The 18,290-nt window shown below is 44.1% G+C and carries 18 protein-coding genes; 11 read left to right on the top strand and 7 right to left on the bottom strand.

From position 1 onward, the window contains the following. Window positions 1-29: 29 nt before the first annotated feature. Complete coding sequence (hxlA, locus tag BLW16_RS10690; protein ID WP_090556579.1) at window positions 30-662, top strand: 3-hexulose-6-phosphate synthase; 633 nt, start codon at window positions 30-32, stop codon at window positions 660-662. Between the two features lie 145 nt (window positions 663-807). Next, window positions 808-1,179, top strand: coding sequence for a response regulator transcription factor (locus tag BLW16_RS10685; RefSeq protein ID WP_090556578.1), 372 nt, complete (start codon window positions 808-810; stop codon window positions 1,177-1,179). A 25-nt stretch (window positions 1,180-1,204) separates the two neighbouring features. Here the strand turns inward: BLW16_RS10685 and lpxB are convergent, their stop codons facing one another. The 3 genes from lpxB to surE are packed head-to-tail and all read right to left on the bottom strand — an operon-like array spanning window position 1,205 to window position 3,352. Then, window positions 1,205-2,314, bottom strand: a complete 1,110-nt coding sequence (gene lpxB, locus BLW16_RS10680) for a lipid-A-disaccharide synthase (protein WP_090556577.1) — start codon at window positions 2,312-2,314, stop codon at window positions 1,205-1,207. Then, window positions 2,311-2,580 (bottom strand): stationary phase survival protein SurE, encoded by a 270-nt coding sequence (locus BLW16_RS10675; RefSeq protein WP_090556576.1) that lies wholly within the window; start codon window positions 2,578-2,580, stop codon window positions 2,311-2,313. The genes lpxB and BLW16_RS10675 overlap by 4 nt, the downstream gene beginning before the upstream one ends. Continuing rightward, on the bottom strand, window positions 2,573-3,352 hold the full coding sequence (surE, locus tag BLW16_RS10670) for a 5'/3'-nucleotidase SurE (protein ID WP_090556841.1): 780 nt from the start codon (window positions 3,350-3,352) through the stop codon (window positions 2,573-2,575). Before surE ends, BLW16_RS10675 begins: the two co-directional genes overlap by 8 nt. A 208-nt stretch (window positions 3,353-3,560) precedes the next feature. On the opposite strand from surE, the gene BLW16_RS10665 reads away from it, so the two are divergent. Further along, the gene (locus tag BLW16_RS10665; RefSeq protein WP_175470550.1) at window positions 3,561-6,494 is read left to right on the top strand and encodes a M16 family metallopeptidase; all 2,934 of its coding nucleotides are present in this window, start codon (window positions 3,561-3,563) and stop codon (window positions 6,492-6,494) included. A 442-nt stretch (window positions 6,495-6,936) separates the two neighbouring features. Here the strand turns inward: BLW16_RS10665 and BLW16_RS10660 are convergent, their stop codons facing one another. Then, the gene (locus tag BLW16_RS10660) at window positions 6,937-7,122 is read right to left on the bottom strand and encodes a CsbD family protein (protein WP_090556575.1); all 186 of its coding nucleotides are present in this window, start codon (window positions 7,120-7,122) and stop codon (window positions 6,937-6,939) included. 80 nt (window positions 7,123-7,202) lie between these two features. Then, window positions 7,203-9,098: an acetate--CoA ligase gene (acs, locus tag BLW16_RS10655; RefSeq protein WP_090556574.1), complete on the bottom strand. Its 1,896-nt coding sequence runs from the start codon at window positions 9,096-9,098 to the stop codon at window positions 7,203-7,205. A gap of 322 nt (window positions 9,099-9,420) precedes the next feature. Here acs and rpmB point away from each other — a divergent pair, with 322 nt between their 5' ends. From rpmB to BLW16_RS10615, 8 genes are all read left to right on the top strand, one after another. Further along, window positions 9,421-9,654 carry a 50S ribosomal protein L28 gene (gene rpmB / locus BLW16_RS10650; RefSeq protein WP_037437638.1) on the top strand — a complete coding sequence of 78 codons (234 nt, stop codon included), beginning with the start codon at window positions 9,421-9,423 and terminating at the stop codon, window positions 9,652-9,654. 40 nt (window positions 9,655-9,694) lie between these two features. Next, the gene (gene rpmG / locus BLW16_RS10645) at window positions 9,695-9,877 is read left to right on the top strand and encodes a 50S ribosomal protein L33 (RefSeq protein ID WP_008242799.1); all 183 of its coding nucleotides are present in this window, start codon (window positions 9,695-9,697) and stop codon (window positions 9,875-9,877) included. A 24-nt stretch (window positions 9,878-9,901) separates the two neighbouring features. Beyond that, window positions 9,902-10,063 carry a DUF4295 domain-containing protein gene (locus tag BLW16_RS10640; RefSeq protein ID WP_090556573.1) on the top strand — a complete coding sequence of 54 codons (162 nt, stop codon included), beginning with the start codon at window positions 9,902-9,904 and terminating at the stop codon, window positions 10,061-10,063. A 75-nt stretch (window positions 10,064-10,138) separates the two neighbouring features. Then, window positions 10,139-11,101: a signal recognition particle-docking protein FtsY gene (gene ftsY, locus BLW16_RS10635; RefSeq protein WP_090556572.1), complete on the top strand. Its 963-nt coding sequence runs from the start codon at window positions 10,139-10,141 to the stop codon at window positions 11,099-11,101. Window positions 11,102-11,133: 32 nt separating this feature from the next. Beyond that, the gene (gene rimO / locus BLW16_RS10630) at window positions 11,134-12,468 is read left to right on the top strand and encodes a 30S ribosomal protein S12 methylthiotransferase RimO (protein ID WP_090556571.1); all 1,335 of its coding nucleotides are present in this window, start codon (window positions 11,134-11,136) and stop codon (window positions 12,466-12,468) included. A 46-nt stretch (window positions 12,469-12,514) separates the two neighbouring features. Beyond that, window positions 12,515-14,101, top strand: coding sequence for a bacillithiol biosynthesis cysteine-adding enzyme BshC (gene bshC / locus BLW16_RS10625; RefSeq protein WP_090556570.1), 1,587 nt, complete (start codon window positions 12,515-12,517; stop codon window positions 14,099-14,101). Window positions 14,102-14,110: 9 nt separating this feature from the next. Next, on the top strand, window positions 14,111-15,199 hold the full coding sequence (locus BLW16_RS10620) for an Ldh family oxidoreductase (protein WP_090556569.1): 1,089 nt from the start codon (window positions 14,111-14,113) through the stop codon (window positions 15,197-15,199). Window positions 15,200-15,463: 264 nt separating this feature from the next. Continuing rightward, window positions 15,464-16,120: a DUF6266 family protein gene (locus tag BLW16_RS10615; protein WP_139298306.1), complete on the top strand. Its 657-nt coding sequence runs from the start codon at window positions 15,464-15,466 to the stop codon at window positions 16,118-16,120. A 188-nt stretch (window positions 16,121-16,308) separates the two neighbouring features. Here BLW16_RS10615 and lepB read toward each other — a convergent pair whose 3' ends face one another. Both lepB and dapB read right to left on the bottom strand, forming a co-directional pair. Next, window positions 16,309-17,505, bottom strand: coding sequence for a signal peptidase I (gene lepB, locus BLW16_RS10610; protein ID WP_090556567.1), 1,197 nt, complete (start codon window positions 17,503-17,505; stop codon window positions 16,309-16,311). Between the two features lie 8 nt (window positions 17,506-17,513). After that, on the bottom strand, window positions 17,514-18,254 hold the full coding sequence (gene dapB / locus BLW16_RS10605; protein WP_090556566.1) for a 4-hydroxy-tetrahydrodipicolinate reductase: 741 nt from the start codon (window positions 18,252-18,254) through the stop codon (window positions 17,514-17,516). Window positions 18,255-18,290: the final 36 nt, after the last annotated feature.

The following is an 18,290-nucleotide window of genomic DNA, read 5'->3' as shown; positions in this document are numbered from 1 at the left end:
TCAAATTACATACATAAAAACAAATCATCATGGCAAAATTACAAGTCGCAATAGATTTACTGACTACAAAAGATGCATTAGAACTCGCTGCAAAAATTGCACCTTATATCGATATCATTGAACTGGGAACTCCACTGATCAAAAACGAAGGAATTGCAGTAGTTACCGCAATGAAAGCTGCACACCCTGATAAATTGGTATTTGCTGATTTAAAAACAATGGATGCTGGTGAATTAGAAGCTGATATCGCTTTTAAAGCTGGTGCCGACCTCGTTACCGTTCTGGGAGCCGCAGGTGATGCAACAATCGCAGGTGCAATTAAAGCAGGTAAAGCACATGGCAAAGGTGTTGTTGTTGACACTATTGGCGTAGCAGACCGTGTGAAATGCGCTCAGGAAGTAATTGAACTGGGAGCTGAATTCGTAGAGCTGCATGCAGGTTTAGATGAGCAATGGACTGAAGGATATTCTATCCAGGTGCTGATTGACGAAGCTGCACGTGCAGGTGTACCTGTATCGGTCGCAGGTGGAGTAAATATCACCAACGTTGCCGCTGTAATCAAAGCAGGAGCAATTGTTGCTGTTGCCGGTGCTGCTATCTATGGCGCAGAAGATCCTGCAGCTGCTGCAAAAGCATTACGCGAAGCAATTGACGCAGCATAATCATTAACACACACTATAAGGAGCTGGCAGATATCATCTGGCCAGCTTTTTTTATACCCAACATAGCTATACCGTCAGCACCTGTCGTTTCTATATTGGAACAATGTTTGATAGCAATTAAACTTGAAATTATAGAGGATTGGATATGACTAAAAGAATACATGTTCTTGAAGATGATGGCGATATCAGATATATCATTGAGTATTTATTGAAAGATGAGGGTTATGAACTCCAGCTTTCTTCGTCTGTCAGTGAACTAAAAAGTAAACTGAGGGACTCGCTGCCTGACCTGTTTGTTATAGATGTGATGCTGCCTGATGGCAACGGCATTGAAATCTGTGATGACCTGAAAAGCGATATGTTCACCAGGCATATTCCTGTAATTGTGATGTCTGCAAATCCAAGGAGCAAACAGATGAGTTCGCAGGTATGCGCAGATGACTACATCAGTAAACCTTTCGATCTGGATGATGTGGTCAACAGGATCAACAATCTCCTCGTGAAAAGGACTGCCTGAGAAGATCCGTCACTGTTAATCTGAACTACGATCCTTTCAGGTATTTGCTGATCAGACCGGCTGTTCTGGCTGAAGCACCGGGTTTTCCCATCAACCGGGCCAATTCGAGGTAATCTTCCATCATACGTTCTCTTTCAGGCCCGCTGATCAGATCCTGAAGGCTGGCACTGAGGTTCTCTGTATTGCAATCATTCTGGATCAGTTCCCTGACTACTTCCCTGTCCATAATCAGGTTCACCAATGAAATGAACCTGACCCTGATCACCATTCTTCCAATGGCAATGGAAATTGTCCCTCCCTTGTATACGACTACCTGTGGTACCTTAAAGAGCGCGGTCTCCAGCGTAGCTGTACCCGAGGCCACGATTGCCGCAGTTGCAACATGGAGCAGATCGTAAGTCTGCCCGAATACCAGCTTTACATTTTTAGCAGCAATGAATTGCTGGTAATAAGCAGCCGGGAAAGTTGGTGCCGCCGCTACCACAAACTGCTGCTCAGGAAAATGCTCAATGACACTGAGCATCTCAGGAAGTAAGCGTTCTATCTCCTGTCTGCGGCTTCCCGGAAGCAGGGCAATAATATCAACCTCATTCAGCCCGTTCTTCAGCCGGAAATCACCATCCGGTACAAAAGCAGCTTTTTCATCCAGTAGGGGGTTACCTACATAATCTACCTTCATCCCCCATTTCTTATAAAAATCTACCTCGAAGGGAAGGATACAGAACATTTTGTCTACCACCTTTTTTATCTTCAGCACCCTCTTCTGGTTCCAGGCCCATACTTTCGGAGAAATATAGTAACATACCCTGATGTTCTGCTGTTTCGCAAAAGCGGCTATTTTTAAGTTAAAACCCGGAAAATCGATCAGGATCAGCACATCAGGCGCGTAAGCCTCAACGTCTTCTTTACAGGCTTTCATATTTCTGAGAACGGTACGCAGATTAAATATAACCTCCGTGAAACCCATAAAGGCCATCTCAGCATAATGTTTGACCAGGGTCCCTCCCTCGGCCTTCATTTTATCGCCGCCGAAATATCTGAATTCTGCCTCCGCATCCTGCTCACGAAGTGCCTTTATCAGGTTAGCCCCATGGAGATCGCCGGACGCCTCACCGGCTACGAGGTAATATTTCATGATTGTGATATTTTATAAAAGAAGAAAAGAAAGCCCCAGATAAATGTGGCACTCAAAATTCCCCTTCCGGTATTTTCCTTGTTGATCTTAAAAAAATATTTCAGCAGCAACGCGTTTACGGCAATACAGCCGATCAGCAGCAGGTCCGCCTTCGCCAGTAAAGGAACACGGTGCATGATAAACCATACAATGCCAACCAATACACCGGGAACAAACAGCCCGATGCCGAAGCCCGCCCAAACACTATTTTGTATCCTGTTAATCATTAAATGTCCATGAATTTAAAACAGGGATTGCATGGTGCGCCGTGAGGTCGAACTGCACGGGTACAACTGAAACATACTTATGTTCCAATGCCCATACGTCTGTATCCTCACCTTTATCATTATTCTCGAACACGCCAGACAGCCAGTAATACGGACGGCCATGCGGGTCCATGCGTTCATCAAATTCTTCCGTCCATTTCGCATTTGCCTGCCTGCATATTTTGATGCCCCTGATCCCTGCACCCCTGGGAAAGTTCACGTTCAGCAGGGTAGCCTGCGGCAATCCGTTATCCAGTACCTGCTGTGCGATCGTTTTGACGTATTTCAGGCAGTGACTGAAATCCGCTTCCTCAGAAAAATCATCCAGGGAAAAGCCTATGGAAGGAATCCCTTCTATCGCTCCTTCTACCGCGGCAGACATCGTACCTGAATAAATGACGTTGATCGAGTCATTCAGTCCGTGATTGATCCCTGAAACACACAGATCCGGCTTTTTGCCTTTAAATATATTATTAACGGCCAGTTTTACACAGTCTACCGGTGTACCTGAACATTTATACATTTCTACACCTTCATACAGGTTTACCTTATTGAAACGTAAGGGTTTCCCGATGGTAATGGCATGTCCCATTCCTGACTGAGGCCCGTCAGGTGCCACCACCACTACGTTTCCAAGCTCTTTCACAGCTTCAATCAGATTTTTAATACCCGGCGCAGTGATGCCGTCATCATTTACCACTAAAATATTGGGTCTGGAATGCTCTTTCTTCATAGGGGGTAAAAGTACAAGATTATAGGATGAAAACTGTGATAATTTCATTTTCAAAAGTATATTTGAGGATAACTTATTAAATAGGAAAGCTTCATGATTTTTCACCTGACGAAACCAGCCTCCGGGTTCCTGAATTCAAATGAAGAACTCAGGGAAAGGGACTAAGGATCATGATAGCTTCCTCACCATTAAAATCAAATATAAACTGATGAAAAAAAATTTATTATCGCTGTTGTGCCTCCTGCTCGCGGGGCATGGCCTGATGGCTCAGACTGTATATCAATGGAAGTCAGCCTCCTCCGGTGGATACACCTACAGGTATGTCAGCAATGACCCTACCAAGTCCCGCTTTTACACCCTCGGAAACGGGCTGACGGTAATTCTTTCTGAAAATACCAAAGAACCGAGTATCCAGTACAGAATGGCCGTAAGGGCAGGCAGTAATACCGATCCGCGTACTGCTACAGGATTGGCGCATTACCTGGAACATCTTTTATTTAAGGGAACTGACCGTTTTGGTACGATGGACTACGCAAAGGAGAAACCGCTGCTGGACAAAATTGAGGGCCTGTATGAAAAATATCACGCCACGACCGATCCTGCAAAACGGAAGGAAATCTATGCAGAGATAGACAAAACATCGGGAGAAGCCTCAAATTATTCGATTGCAAATGAGTATGACAAGATGATGAAATCTATTGGCGGACAGATTACCAATGCCCATACCTGGTATGAAGAAACCGTTTACGAAGAAGATTTCCCTTCAAATGCAACGGATAAATTCCTGGCTTTGCAAGCCGAGCGCTTCCGGGCACCCGTATTCCGCATTTTCCATACAGAACTGGAAGCGGTCTATGAAGAAAAGAACCGCGGACTGGACAATGACAGCTGGAAGATCAGCGAAAAGCTGAACGCATTGTTATATCCTACGCATAACTATGGTCAGCAAACTACCATCGGTACCATTGAGCACCTGAAAAACCCTTCGCTGGTAGAGATCCGCAAATTCTATAACAAGTACTATGTGCCCAATAATATGGCACTCGTTCTATCCGGCGATTTCAAATCAGATGAGATGATCAAAAAGATAGATGCAGATTTTTCCTATATGAAATCCAGGCCCATAGTTCCCTATGCCCCGGCACCGGAAAAACCACTGCTTAAAATTCAGACGGCAGATATCTATGGCCCAAGTGCAGAAGTAGTGAGGATCGGATACCGTGGTTATGCCGAAAACACCCGGCAGAGCATGTTACTGGATCTGATCGGCAGTATTCTTTCCAATGAAAAAGCAGGACTGCTGGACATCAACCTGAATAAAAAACAAAGGGTTTTAAATTCAGGAGCAGGTTATCAGCAGATGAAAGATTATGGTACCTTCATCCTGCTGGCACAGCCCAAACAGGGGCAAACGCTGGAGGAAGCCAAACAGTTGTTACTGGAGCAGGTCGGATTGCTGAAAAAAGGCCGGTTTGATGAAAGCCTGATCAAAGCTACTGTGGCCAACAGCAAACTTGCCTTATTGCAGTCTTTCGATAAAAACGATTTCCGCGCAGAGACCATCACCACCGAGTTCATTTTGAACCGGGCTACCAAATGGGACAAGTCGCTCGGTAATCCTGATGCCATGGCTAAGGTTACAAAAAAGGAAGTTATAGACTTTGCGAACCAGTTTTTCAAAGACAACTATGTCGTGATCTTAAAACATAAAGGGGAGGATAAAAGCATTCAGAAGGTAGAGAAACCGGCGATTACACCGGTAAAAACAAATACCAATGAGATTTCAGGCTTCACCAGAGACCTGCTTGCCGCATCGTCAAACCCTATAGAGGCAAGGTTCCTGGATTACACCAAAGACCTTAATTTTGGTAAGGCCGGCATTGCCGATGTGGTGACTGTTCAAAATAAGGAAAACAGTATCTTCAACCTCAGCTACCGCTTTGACATGGGTACCTGGAACAATAAGATGGCTCCTTTTGCGGCTAAATACCTTACTTACCTGAGTACAGATAAATATACTGCCGAAGAGATCAGCAAACAGTTTTACAACATCGCCTGCAATTACAGCTTTAACGTAACCAATGAGATCACCACAGTAACCATCAGCGGCCTTCAGGAAAACTTCGACCAGGCGGTAAACCTTGTAGAGCACATCTTCGCCAATTGCAAGGCGAATGAGACCGCTTTAACAGAACTAAAAAGCAGTATCCTTAAATCAAGGGAGAATACCAAACTGAATAAAGCAGCCATCCTTTCCGGTCTGATGAGCTATGCGCAATACGGGCCTCAGAACCCTTTAAATTTTGCACTGACAAATGACGAGGTGAAACAAATGACCTCAGCTCAGTTGCTTGACATCATACACCACCTGAAAAATTACAAGCACAGCATCAATTACTATGGGCCGGAAACCCTGGATGTGTTTACCAAAAATATAGAGAAGGTACATACTCTTCCTGCCGCTTTCACAGAGGCAGCACCTGCACAGAAATTTACTTATACCAGCAACACAGACAATCAGGTATACTTTGCCAATTATGACATGGTGCAGTCTGAGATCCGCTGGATCAGGAACAACGGTGTGTATGACCCCACACAGGCTGCAAAAATCACCCTGTTTAACAGCTATTTTGGTGGCGGTATGGGTTCTATTGTATTCCAGACCATCAGGGAATCGAAAGCACTGGCCTACTCAACTTTTGCAATCTACTCTACCCCGGATAAGAAAACCAAGGATTATGCAATGGTTGCCTACGTAGGTAGCCAGGCAGACAAGATGACCGACGCAGTCGGAGCCATGAATGAGCTGCTGAATGTCCTGCCGGAATCTGACAAGAACTTTGAATCTTCGAGATACAGCGCCTTAAATGCAATTGAGACTTCAAGGGTAACAAAGGATGATATCATTACGCATTATTATGCGGATAAAAGACTGGGGCTTGACCATGATTCCAGGATCGATGAGTATAACGGACTGAAACCGTTGACCTTTGCAGATATCAAAGCTTTTCATGCGGAGAAGGTTGCAAACAAGCCTTACAGCTATTGCATCGTTGCATCTGATAAAAAAGTAAAAACAGAGGAAATGCAAAAATTTGGTAAACTGAATACACTGAGTTTAGAGCAGATATTCGGGTATTAAGCATAAAACCGGCTATGTGATTGTTGCGCATAACCGGTTATTCAGAATCATGGGATCATCCGTATCGTATCACAGGATCATCTCTTATGGAAAATCAGGTAAACTCTATTCCGGCTGCATTAATTTGCTGCGCAAAAGAACGCCAGGCCGTCATAGAGTTCACCTGATTTTTTAAAGATCTTCTAATGGATGTCCTAAACTAAGCGGCCAAACTACCGTATTCAGCAAGGCGCAAGCCATCTGGTAAGTATCCTGCCAGACCGCGAATACAAGCCATCATGCTACAGGATAACCTCAAAAAAAATGGTATGTTATATTCCGCCCTGGCCGTTCTTTCGCGTAGCGAATTAATGCAGCCGGAATATAACATACCATTTTTTTCAGCGAAGCCTGGATAAACTCCTATAAGATCTGATGTCTTGTACGATCAGGCATTATCACCTTATAACGATTTCAGCCAGTTGATCACTTCATCACGTGTCTTACCGGTTTTTTGCTGAATTCTTCCATAAAGTTCATCATCTTTACCTTCTTCATGTTTCAGGTCGTCATCAGTAAGATCACCGTAAGCCTGCTTCACTTTACCTTTCAGCTCGTTCCATTTTCCTTTTAACTCTAACTTATCCATAGTAGTATGTTTTTAGTTATTTGATATTTAACTGTATAGACAACACCATGGATAAGAATTTGTTTTCATGCGATACCTGCCTATAATTTTTTGGCAGCGGCAATGATTTCGTCTACTACTGCAGGATCCAGCAGGGTACTGGTATCACCAAGGTTTTCGGTATCACCTTCAGCAATCTTCCTCAGGATCCGGCGCATGATCTTTCCTGAACGTGTTTTAGGCAAGCCCGTAACGAACAGGATCTTATCAGGTTTGGCGATCGCACCGATCACACGGGTTACCGTTTGCAGGATGTCCTTTTTTGTCAGTTCAGATTCACTGTGAAGTTTCGGATAGATCACAAAAGCGAAGATGCCCTGTCCCTTAATCTCATGCGGATACCCAACTACGGCACTTTCAACTACGCCGGCGTGCATATTGATCGCATTTTCTACTTCTGCAGTACCTATGCGGTGTCCGGATACATTGATCACGTCATCCACACGTCCGGTGATCTTATAATAACCGTCTTCATCCCTCATACACCCGTCTCCCGTAAAATACAGGTCGGGGTAAGTAGAGAAATAAGTCTGTTTGCAGCGTTCATGGTCTCCATACGTAGTGCGCAGCATTCCAGGCCAGGGGAACTTAATGCACAGATTTCCGTTCACTCCGTTTCCTTCAATTTCCTTGCCCTGCTCATCCACCAGGATCGGCTGGATACCAGGCAGCGGCAATGTGGCACAGGCCGGTTTGAGCGGCGTGACAAAGGCAATAGGTGAGATCATCAGGCCTCCTGTTTCCGTTTGCCACCAGGTATCTACGATCGGGCAGTTTTTATGTCCCACCTCTTCGTCAAACCAATGCCATGCTTCTTCATTGATTGGCTCCCCTACTGAACCTAAAACGCGCAGACTGCTCAGATCTATTCCTGCAAGAGGTTCTTTACCATAACTCATCAGTGAGCGGATGGCCGTAGGTGCAGTATAGAGGATATTAACTTTATGTTTTTCTATCACTTCCCAAAGCCTTGATGGCGTAGGATATGTAGGCACTCCTTCAAACATCAACGTAGTGGCTCCCTGTGACAGCGGGCCATAAACGATATAAGAGTGACCAGTAATCCATCCGATATCAGCAGTACAGAAGAAAACCTCATCCGGCTGATAGTTGAATGCATTGCTGAAAGTATAACCGGCGTATACCATATATCCGCCAACGGTATGTACAACTCCTTTAGGTTTACCTGTAGAGCCCGAAGTATACAGGATGAAGAGCATGTCCTCAGCATCCATTTCCTCAGCAGGACAGTGAGTATCTACCTGTTTAATCTCATCTTCAAACCAGAGATCGCGTCCTTTTAACATCGAAACCGGCGTACGGGTGTGCGTCAGTACGATCACTTTTTCAACTGTAGGACAGCCGATCAGTGCATCATCAATCACCTCTTTTAACTGGATCTGCTTGTTGCCACGGAAAGATCCGTCAGCGGTAATCACCAGTTTACAGGCAGAATCATTGATCCTGTCGGCGATCGACTTGGCAGAAAAACCACCGAATATCACGGAATGTACCGCTCCGATACGTGCGCATGCCAGTACGGCAACGGCCAGCTCAGGCACCATCGGCATATAGATACAAATACGGTCTCCTTTTACTACTCCGTTCTTTTTCAGCACATTGGCAAAGCGACAGACCTGTTCATGCAATACTTTATAAGTGAGGGTAATACTTGACTTTTCGGGATCATTGGATTCCCAGATAATTGCCGGCTTGTCACCGTTTTTTGCGAGATGACGGTCCAGGCAGTTTTCAGTGATGTTCAATTTTGCGCCTTCAAACCATTTGATATTTGGTTCGGTGAAATTCCAGGACAGAACTTTATCCCATTTCTTTCTCCACAGGAAGTTTTCAGCTATTCCGGCCCAGAATTTTTCAGGCCATTCCACGCTAAACCTATACGTTTCTTCGTATTCGGCTAAAGATTTGATTTGCATAAAATGATAATTTGGTTGTGCTAGTTATAATTTGGTTGTGCTTAAATTCTTGTGCTATATTACTCAAATATAAATTATTCGAAAGGTATAAAAATATTATTAATGGAAATATTACCTCATTCATTCCCATTAAGCGGGGCACAGGATAATCCCGGGCCTGTATTTCATGGAATTTAAGTACCTTTACAAAGGAGATGCAGCCACATCCGTATTATTTTGAAAAATAATCGCATGTAGTATTGGTTGTTACAATTATTTTTGTGATATTTGCACACTCTTAAAAAATTAAGCGAAGAACAATTTAAATATATATATTAAAGGCATGTCTAGAGTTTGTGATTTAACCGGAAAAAAGGCAATGAGTGGTTTTAATGTTTCTCACTCAAACGTTAAAACTAAACGTAAGTTTTATCCCAACTTACAACTTCAGAAATTTTATATTCCTGATGAAGACCGTTGGATAACACTGAAAGTTTCTACTTCAGCTATCAAAACCATCAATAAAATTGGTATTACTGAAGCGATCAACCGTTTCGTTAAAAAAGGATTTTTGTAAAAAACATTGTTGATGCGAAATCAACTAAAACAATAAAAAAATGGCAAAAAAAGGTAACAGAGTACAAGTTATTCTAGAGTGTACAGAGCATAAAACTAGCGGCATGCCTGGTATGTCTAGATATATCTCTACAAAAAACCGTAAAAACACTACAGAGAGATTAGAATTGAAAAAATTCAATCCGGTGTTGAAAAAAGTAACGGTTCATAAAGAAATTAAGTAATAACCATTTCCAATCTTTTAGATCATGGCAAAAAAAGTAGTTGCAACCCTTAAAACAGGTAAAGGTAAAGAATATTCAAAAGTTGTTACGATGACTAAATCACCTAAAAGTGGTGCTTATTCTTTCAAAGAAGTTATCGTTCACAACGATCACGTTAAAGATGCTATTGCTGGAACAAGCAAGTAATTTTAATATTTAATCATATTAAAGCCGTCCCTTCATTCTGATGGGAGGGCTTTTTTTGTTTTCATCTATATTTCTATGGGATTATTTGATTTCTTTAAAAAAAAGGAAACTGCTCCTGAAGCTCAGGAGGCACTAAATAAGGGTTTAGAGAAAACTAAAGAAGGGTTCCTTAGCAAGATCACGAAGGCTGTCGCCGGAAAAACGACAGTGGACGACGATGTGCTGGACAATCTTGAAGAAGTGCTGGTCACTTCTGATGTGGGCGTTACCACTACACTGAAAATCATAGAACGTATCCAGGAAAGGGTGGCAAGGGATAAATACCTTTCAACCTCCGAGCTGAACCTGCTGCTGCGTGATGAAATCCAACTCCTGCTGGCTGAAAACAACAGTAATGATTTCCGCAGTTTTGAGTATGGGGACCACAAACCCTATGTGATCATGGTGGTTGGCGTAAATGGCGTAGGTAAAACTACAACCATCGGCAAGCTGGCACATAAACTGAAGGCCGAAGGGCTCAAGGTTGTACTCGGGGCGGCCGATACATTCAGGGCCGCTGCAGTAGAACAGATCAAACTATGGGGCGAACGTGTTGATGTGCGCGTAGTAGCGCAGGCAATGGGCTCAGACCCGGCTTCTGTGGCATATGACACAATCCAGTCGGCCGTAGCCAATGGCGAAGACGTAGTGATCATTGATACCGCCGGCCGTTTGCACAACAAGATCGGCCTGATGAATGAACTTGGAAAGATCAAGAAGGTCATGGAAAAAGTAATTCCCGGTGCACCTCACGAGATCTTACTGGTTCTTGATGGCTCTACCGGACAGAATGCCTTTGAACAGTGTAAACAGTTCACCGAAGCAACGGATGTAAATGCACTGGCCATTACGAAACTTGATGGCACCGCTAAAGGTGGTGTAGTGATCGGCATCTCCGATCAGTTTAAAATCCCTGTTAAATATATCGGGGTTGGTGAAGGTGTGAATGACCTTCAATTATTTGATAAAAAAGCTTTTGTAGACGGACTCTTTAAATAGCCTCTTACAGCAAGCTAAAATATATACATACAATGAACACAAAAACTGCTTCCAGAATTATCCCCGTTAAAAAACCTAAGATCAATGTCATTACATTGGGCTGCTCGAAAAATATCTATGATTCGGAGGTATTGATGGGGCAATTAAGAGGAAATAGCCTGAATGTGGTTCATGAGGCGAATGAGATTAATAAAGACGATATCATTGTGATCAATACCTGTGGTTTTATAGATAATGCAAAACAGGAATCTATAGATACCATTCTTCAATACAGCCAGCTGAAAGATGAGGGCAAGGTCAGCAAGGTGATCGTTACCGGTTGTCTTTCAGAACGGTATAAACCGGAACTGGAATCGGAGATCACAAACGTAGATGCCTTTTTTGGCACGAATGACCTGCAGAATATCCTTCATTCCCTTGGGGCAAATTACAAACACGAATTAATTGGAGAGCGGTTGCTGACCACTCCCTCGCATTTTGCCTATTTTAAAATTGCCGAAGGCTGTAACCGTCCCTGCTCTTTCTGTGCAATTCCGTTAATGCGCGGAAAACACGTTTCCACAGAGATGGAAGCATTGGTTCACGAAGCAAAAATATTGGCTGCCAATGGCACAAAAGAACTGATCCTGATTGCACAGGACCTTACCTATTACGGACTGGATATATACGGCAAACGTAACCTTGACGAGTTACTGAGACGTTTATCGGACATCAGCGGCATCGAATGGATCCGTTTGCAATATGCGTACCCTTCAGGATTCCCGATGGAGATCCTGGATGCAATGAATGAACGCGAGAACATTTGTAAATATCTGGATATGCCTTTGCAGCACATTACAGACAATATGCTGAAATCAATGCGCCGCGGGATCACGAAACAGAAAACTATAGATATCGTCAACCAGATCAGGGATAAGGTTCCGAACATCGCCATGCGTACTACGCTGATCTGCGGTTATCCCGGTGAGACGGAAAGAGATTTCGAAGAAATGTTACGCTGGGTAGAAGACACCCGTTTCGACAGGCTGGGTTGCTTCACGTATTCACATGAAGAAAAAACACATGCGCATAACCTGGTTGATGACGTTCCTGATGAAGTGAAACAGGCACGTGTAGATGCAATTATGGAAGTACAGCAGGGAATATCTTTTGATATCAACCAGGAAAAAGTAGGCAATACCTACAAAGTTCTGGTAGACAGAAAAGAGGGCGACTTCTTTGTCGGACGTACCGAATATGACTCTCCTGAAGTAGATAATGAAGTTTTAATCGATGCCAGTACAGGTTATGCCGCAAATGGCAGTTTTGTAAATGTACTTATCGAACGTGCTGAAGACTTCGATCTATATGGACAGATTGTAAAATAACTTTGGCTTTTGATAATTTGTGGTTTATTAGCTTAATTTCGTGGCAATGCAGGCCAAGTACATCACCTATCAACAAACACATTCTTTCTCCTCCGTTGTATTGGATTACATCGACGGGAAGGATAACCTGGAGTCTTTTTATCAATACTCCCCTACCCTTCAGGGCTTTGAAAAGGCCGTAGAAGAACGTAAGTTTTCGGGCGACCGCAATTTACTGGTAAATACCCTTCAAAGACAATATGCACAACTGAGTCCCTCAGCCCTGGTTGCAGAAAACATTAAACGCTTAGCTGATGACCGTACGTTTACGATTACTACCGGTCATCAGCTCAATATATTTACCGGCCCTCTTTATTTCATCTATAAGATCGTAACTGCCATTAAACTGGCCTCCGACCTGAAAGAACAGTTTCCAGCATATAATTTTGTACCTGTTTACTGGATGGCCACGGAAGACCATGATTTCGAAGAAATCAACCACGTCAAAGTAGAAGATAAACTGATTGGCTGGAAAACAAAGGCGGCAGGTGCCACCGGAAGGATAGATACCTCATCGATCACCGAAGCACTGGCTGCCTACAAAGGCTTTCTTGGCATCAGTGAAAACGGAAAAAAACTGGCTGCACTGGTAGAAAAGGCCTATACCACCAATCAAACACTGGCTAACGCAACACGGGAACTGGTTGATGCCTTATTCGGCGCCAAAGGACTGATCTGTGTTGATGCGGATGATGCCGCTTTGAAAGCGCAGTTTGCCCCGATCATCTACCGCGACATTACTGAACAAAACAGCTTTAAACAAATCACTGAAAGCAGTGAAGCCCTGGAAAAGGCCGGCTACAAACCGCAGGTGAACCCCAGAGAGATCAATTTCTTTTATATGGATGATCAGCTGCGTGAACGTATCGTGGAAGAAGATAACCTGTATAAGGTACTCAATACATCCATCAGCTTTACGGCAGCATCTCTGCAGGAAGAGATCAGCAGACATCCTGAACGGTTCAGTCCCAATGTAGTGATGCGCCCCGTATACCAGGAAGTAATTCTCCCTAACCTTGCCTATATTGGCGGCGGCGCCGAAGTAACATACTGGCTGCAGCTGAAAGCCAATTTCAGCTTCTACAACGTGCCTTACCCTGTTTTACTGTTAAGGAACTCTGCCCTGGTAATTGATGAAAGAAGCGCAAGAAAAATGCATATCCTGGAGATCAGTTCCACCAGTTTATTTGACACTGATGAACAGCTGAAAAACCAATGGATCAAAGCCCATGTGGGTGATTCACTGAGCCTCGACGACGAACAGCGGGCCATCAGGGCTGTCTTTGACCAGATCAAGCTCAATTCCTATAAGATAGACAAAGGACTATCCCTCTCAGCCGAAGCAGCCAAGGTAAAGACACTGAGGCTCGTGACCAACCTGGAAAAGAAAATGCTGCGTGCCGAAAAACGTAAGCACACCACTTCCCTACAGCAGATCGATAACCTTAAACAGAAACTCTTTCCTAATGGAGTACTGCAGGAACGGGTACTTAACATTGCCCCGATGTACGTGCTCTACGGAGATAATTTTATTGAAAGCCTCTTCACTGCATTTAAACCGCTCGACTATAAATTCACTGTTATATACGCATAAGCCCACAAGATGACCTCTCATACTTTTACCGAAGAACGGCTCAGGAATTTTACCAGAAATGTCTTTTTAAAAATGGGCTGTCCTCCGGCAGATGCAGATCTGGCTACCGATGTATTGTTAAGTTCCGACCTCCGGGGCATCGACTCTCACGGCGTTGCAAGATTAAGCGGTTATATCCGTCTATGGGAAAAACAGCGTATCAACGCTACTCCTAATGTCCGTGTAGTGCATGAAACGCCTACTACGGCAACGGTAGACGGAGACGGCGGACTGGGACTTGTGGTGGCACCCTTTGCAATGAAAGTAGCTATAGAAAAAGCCGCAATCTATGGTACAGGCTGGGTGGCAGTAAAAAATTCCAATCATTTCGGTATCGCCGGTTATCATGCACTGATGGCTGTCGAAAAAGATATGATCGGCATCAGTATGACCAATGCCAGTCCCCTGGTAGCCCCTACTTATGCCAATGAACGGTTATTGGGTACCAACCCGATGTGTTATGCCTTTCCCGCAGGGAAATATCCTCCGGTGGTAGTAGATATGGCTACAGCAGCTGCAGCAAACGGTAAACTGGAAATTGCACAGCGTGCCAATCTTCCGATACCTGAAGGCTGGGCCCAGGATAAAAACGGGAAGACCTCTACAGATCCTAACGAACTCAAAGCCGGCGGCTCATTACTTCCGCTGGGCAGTGATAAAGACCACGGCAGCCACAAAGGCTACGGGCTCAGTGCCACCGTAGATATTCTTACGGCAGTACTTTCAGGCGCAAATTACGGCCCCTGGGTGCCTCCCTTCGTAGCTTTCCTCGAACCTCCTTCCGATCCCGTAGGTGAAGGCATAGGCCACTTCTTCGGCGCCATGCGCGTAGACGGGTTCCGTCCAACGGCTGACTTCAAACAACACCTCGACAACTGGATCGAACGTTTTAAAAGTGCCAAAACGGTTGACCCTACAAAAAAAGTGATCATTCCCGGAGAACCGGAATATGCCTTTGAACAAGAGCGCAGGGTATCAGGTATTCCACTGGTAGAACCTGTGCTGCTCGATTTGAACGAACTTGCGGATAAACTGGGAATCGAAAGACTGGGTAATTAGGTAATGCTACATTGCATTCAGGTTCTGTTCCGGGCATGTCCGGTACATCCCTATCTTATCCCTATCCTAAACCTATCCCCGATCTATCAGCTGGATAGGCCTGCATTAAGTTTGAATCAGGTAAAATACAGGCCGGATATATGCTTTCATCGAACGCCTGTAATATGAAGCGGCAATTGCAGACAAATGACGACAACAGCCTGGTTTTGTGCCTGTAATAGATTTTTACTGCTTAATTTTATTTTAAACTTTAAACTCAAGATCATGGCAATACAAAAAAATGGGCCATTGGGGCCCTTCTCCGGAAAATTAGGTAAAGTAATCGGTTATGTAGATAAACGCGGGCAGCAAAGGCTCCGTACTGTGGGCAGCTATAATTTTGATAATCCCAGCAATGCTTTAAAGGAAACCTGGTTAAAAACTTCCATCACAGCAGTTTTTCTAAAACCCGTACTGGAATTTATCAGAATGGGGTTTGCTGTACAGGCAAACGCTATGCGCACAAGTGCCTACCATCTTGCTGTATCGTTAACCAGAAAGGCTGTCACAGGAAAATTCCCGGATCTGCAAATCGATTTTAGTAAGATATTATTTTCTGCTGGAGACATGCCTGTTGTAGAACATGCCGAGGTCATTAACATTGAAGAAGGACTGATGTTCACATGGGATACTACAGCTAACCGGGAGCATGGTACCAGACCAAGTGACCTGGTAATGTTGATGGCTTATATCCCGGAAATCAAAAAAGCTATATTTTTAAGAAGTGGTCCTTCGCGAAGCCAGGGATATGCCTATTTAACTTTGCCCCACATTGTTCAGAAGCTTACGCTGGAAACCTACATTTCGTTTATCTCAGAAGACCATAAGAGCATTTCAAACAGCTTATATACCGGACAGGTCAACTGGGGCGGCCCGCAATAATTAACAAAAGCAGATGATAGGCAAGAAATCCGGTATGCATCATGCTACAGGATACCCTCAAAAAAAGAGGGGTACTGGATCGGTGCCTTCTCTGCTGCGCTTCAGCAGCAGGCAGCACCGATCCAGTACCCCTCTTTTTTCAGCGAAGCCAGATGATCTATAAGGTTACTGAAATAGCACCTCTTTAACTAGTGAATCCCTCTGAATATCCTGCTCCATCTGATCTTATTAAAGAAAGATCCGTTGGTATCATAACTCATCCAGATAAACAAAGCCTTACCAACCACGTGGTCTTCGGGAACAAAGCCCCAGTAACGCGAATCCAGGGAATTATGCCTGTTGTCACCCATCATCCAGAAGTAGTTCATCTTGAACGTATAACTATCTGTTTTCAGGCCATTGATCAGCCAGCCACTACCCGATTTTTCCAGTTTATTCCCTTCATATACTTCAATAGCACGTTTGTACAATGGCATTGAATTACTATCCAGTTTAACCGTCCAGCCTTTCTTCGGGATCTGAATTGGCCCCCAGTTATCCGCATTCCATTTCCTGTTTGGGTCCTGAGGGAATACACTAGGTTCCGCAGCATCTGGTGCAGCAGTCCGCGTAGTAACGGAAGTCACAAAATCCAGTTTCCTCACCTGCTCCATCTGATCAGGAGTTCCGATGAAATTATAGCTATCCTGTGAGATAGCCATGATGTCCCTTTCAATGATAAAACCCATGTCTTCAAAAAGCTGAAAATTGACATCACTGGTTTTAAACTTAACCGTATAATCAATCTGCCCGGTTCTTTTCATCGGCTCCGCCTTACCGTTTACTGATACCAGCCCGTTAGACATGCTCATGATATCTCCGCTGATACCGATACAGCGTTTGATATAGTTCTCCCTTTTATCTACAGGCCTGCTGACGATCGTATACTGGCTCCGGATCGCTTCGCGTCCTACCGACCGTACCATTTCATAATAATCACGGTCCTGAGCTTCCAGGGCTACGGTATCACCATCGGGAAAATTAAATACCACAACATCATTTCTCTTGATGTCCTGCATTCCGGGTAATCTCCTGTATTTCCATTGTACGCCGTCCCAATATGCTTTTGTACCTGTTACCGGCATGGTATGATGGGCAAAAGGAAAGGCTACCGGTGTCATCGGGATCCTGGCACCATAGTTCACCTTACTTACAAACAGGAAATCACCGATCAGCAGGGATTTTTCCATTGATCCTGTCGGAATCGTATACGCTTCTATAAAAAACACGCGGATAACAGTTGCGGCAATTACAGCGAAGATGATAGCATCGAACCATTCTTTACCTTTAGTTTTTTTCTTTTTTGGCGCAGTATCATTCCTCTTTTGCCAGAACTTCCAATTCATATTTTTTGTTATTTAAAATTAAATATATCAGATATATTATAAAATCCCTGTTTGTTTTTTAACCATTCTGCAGCAACCACTGCCCCCAGTGCAAAACCCGCACGGCTGTGGGCGGTATGTTTGATCTCTATCTCGTCCACTTCAGAGCTATACAGCACGGTATGCGTCCCAGGGATATTCTCAATTCTTTGTGAAGCGATCAGCACCTGGTCCTGCTTTACCACCTCAATTTCAGTTTGGCCTTCCAGTTCGTTCACCCATTCCGTTTTGCGGTCAAGGTTATCGATAATCGCTTCGGCAATCGTCATTGCCGTACCACTTGGTGCGTCGAGCTTTTGCGTATGGTGTATTTCTTCCACCTGAACATCATAAGCCGGGTAATCATTCATGATTTTCGCGAGCACTTCATTGATATGGAAAAACAGGTTTACCCCTATACTAAAGTTCGACCCGTATAACAATGAAGTGTTACGGCTCAGGCATTCGTTTTTTATTTCCTGCAGCTGCCCGTACCAGCCCGTAGTACCAACCACCAATGGGATATTGGCATCAAAGCAGGTATAAATATTTTTAATGGCAGTATCAGGAGTACTAAAGTCTATAGCTACGTCTGCTTTTCTTAAGTTTGAAACGGTAAGTTCATCCAGGTTGCCTGCGCTGATCTTCAGGACCACCTCATGTCCTCTCTCTAGCGCAAAACGCTCAATAATCTGACCCATTTTACCGTAACCGATTAAAGCTATATTCATTTCTTTTTTATTTTAAATATGGATGTTGTGGTTAGT

The sequence above is a fragment of the Pedobacter hartonius genome, assembly GCF_900107535.1.
GTDB classification, from domain to species: Bacteria; Bacteroidota; Bacteroidia; order Sphingobacteriales; family Sphingobacteriaceae; genus Pedobacter; species Pedobacter hartonius.
Note: the sequence above shows the minus strand (reverse complement) of the source record. Positions and strands in the feature narration are given on the sequence as shown.

Bases quoted from the DNA above. Each gene is read 5' to 3' on its own strand.
- hxlA (WP_090556579.1), top strand. From the start codon at position 30: ATGGCAAAATTACAAGTCGCAATAGATTTACTGACTACAAAAGATGCA.
- BLW16_RS10685 (WP_090556578.1), top strand. From the start codon at position 808: ATGACTAAAAGAATACATGTTCTTGAAGATGATGGCGATATCAGATAT.
- lpxB (WP_090556577.1), bottom strand. From the start codon at position 2,314: ATGAAATATTACCTCGTAGCCGGTGAGGCGTCCGGCGATCTCCATGGG.
- BLW16_RS10675 (WP_090556576.1), bottom strand. From the start codon at position 2,580: ATGATTAACAGGATACAAAATAGTGTTTGGGCGGGCTTCGGCATCGGG.
- surE (WP_090556841.1), bottom strand. From the start codon at position 3,352: ATGAAGAAAGAGCATTCCAGACCCAATATTTTAGTGGTAAATGATGAC.
- BLW16_RS10665 (WP_175470550.1), top strand. From the start codon at position 3,561: ATGAAAAAAAATTTATTATCGCTGTTGTGCCTCCTGCTCGCGGGGCAT.
- BLW16_RS10660 (WP_090556575.1), bottom strand. From the start codon at position 7,122: ATGGATAAGTTAGAGTTAAAAGGAAAATGGAACGAGCTGAAAGGTAAA.
- acs (WP_090556574.1), bottom strand. From the start codon at position 9,098: ATGCAAATCAAATCTTTAGCCGAATACGAAGAAACGTATAGGTTTAGC.
- rpmB (WP_037437638.1), top strand. From the start codon at position 9,421: ATGTCTAGAGTTTGTGATTTAACCGGAAAAAAGGCAATGAGTGGTTTT.
- rpmG (WP_008242799.1), top strand. From the start codon at position 9,695: ATGGCAAAAAAAGGTAACAGAGTACAAGTTATTCTAGAGTGTACAGAG.
- BLW16_RS10640 (WP_090556573.1), top strand. From the start codon at position 9,902: ATGGCAAAAAAAGTAGTTGCAACCCTTAAAACAGGTAAAGGTAAAGAA.
- ftsY (WP_090556572.1), top strand. From the start codon at position 10,139: ATGGGATTATTTGATTTCTTTAAAAAAAAGGAAACTGCTCCTGAAGCT.
- rimO (WP_090556571.1), top strand. From the start codon at position 11,134: ATGAACACAAAAACTGCTTCCAGAATTATCCCCGTTAAAAAACCTAAG.
- bshC (WP_090556570.1), top strand. From the start codon at position 12,515: ATGCAGGCCAAGTACATCACCTATCAACAAACACATTCTTTCTCCTCC.
- BLW16_RS10620 (WP_090556569.1), top strand. From the start codon at position 14,111: ATGACCTCTCATACTTTTACCGAAGAACGGCTCAGGAATTTTACCAGA.
- BLW16_RS10615 (WP_139298306.1), top strand. From the start codon at position 15,464: ATGGCAATACAAAAAAATGGGCCATTGGGGCCCTTCTCCGGAAAATTA.
- lepB (WP_090556567.1), bottom strand. From the start codon at position 17,505: ATGAATTGGAAGTTCTGGCAAAAGAGGAATGATACTGCGCCAAAAAAG.
- dapB (WP_090556566.1), bottom strand. From the start codon at position 18,254: ATGAATATAGCTTTAATCGGTTACGGTAAAATGGGTCAGATTATTGAG.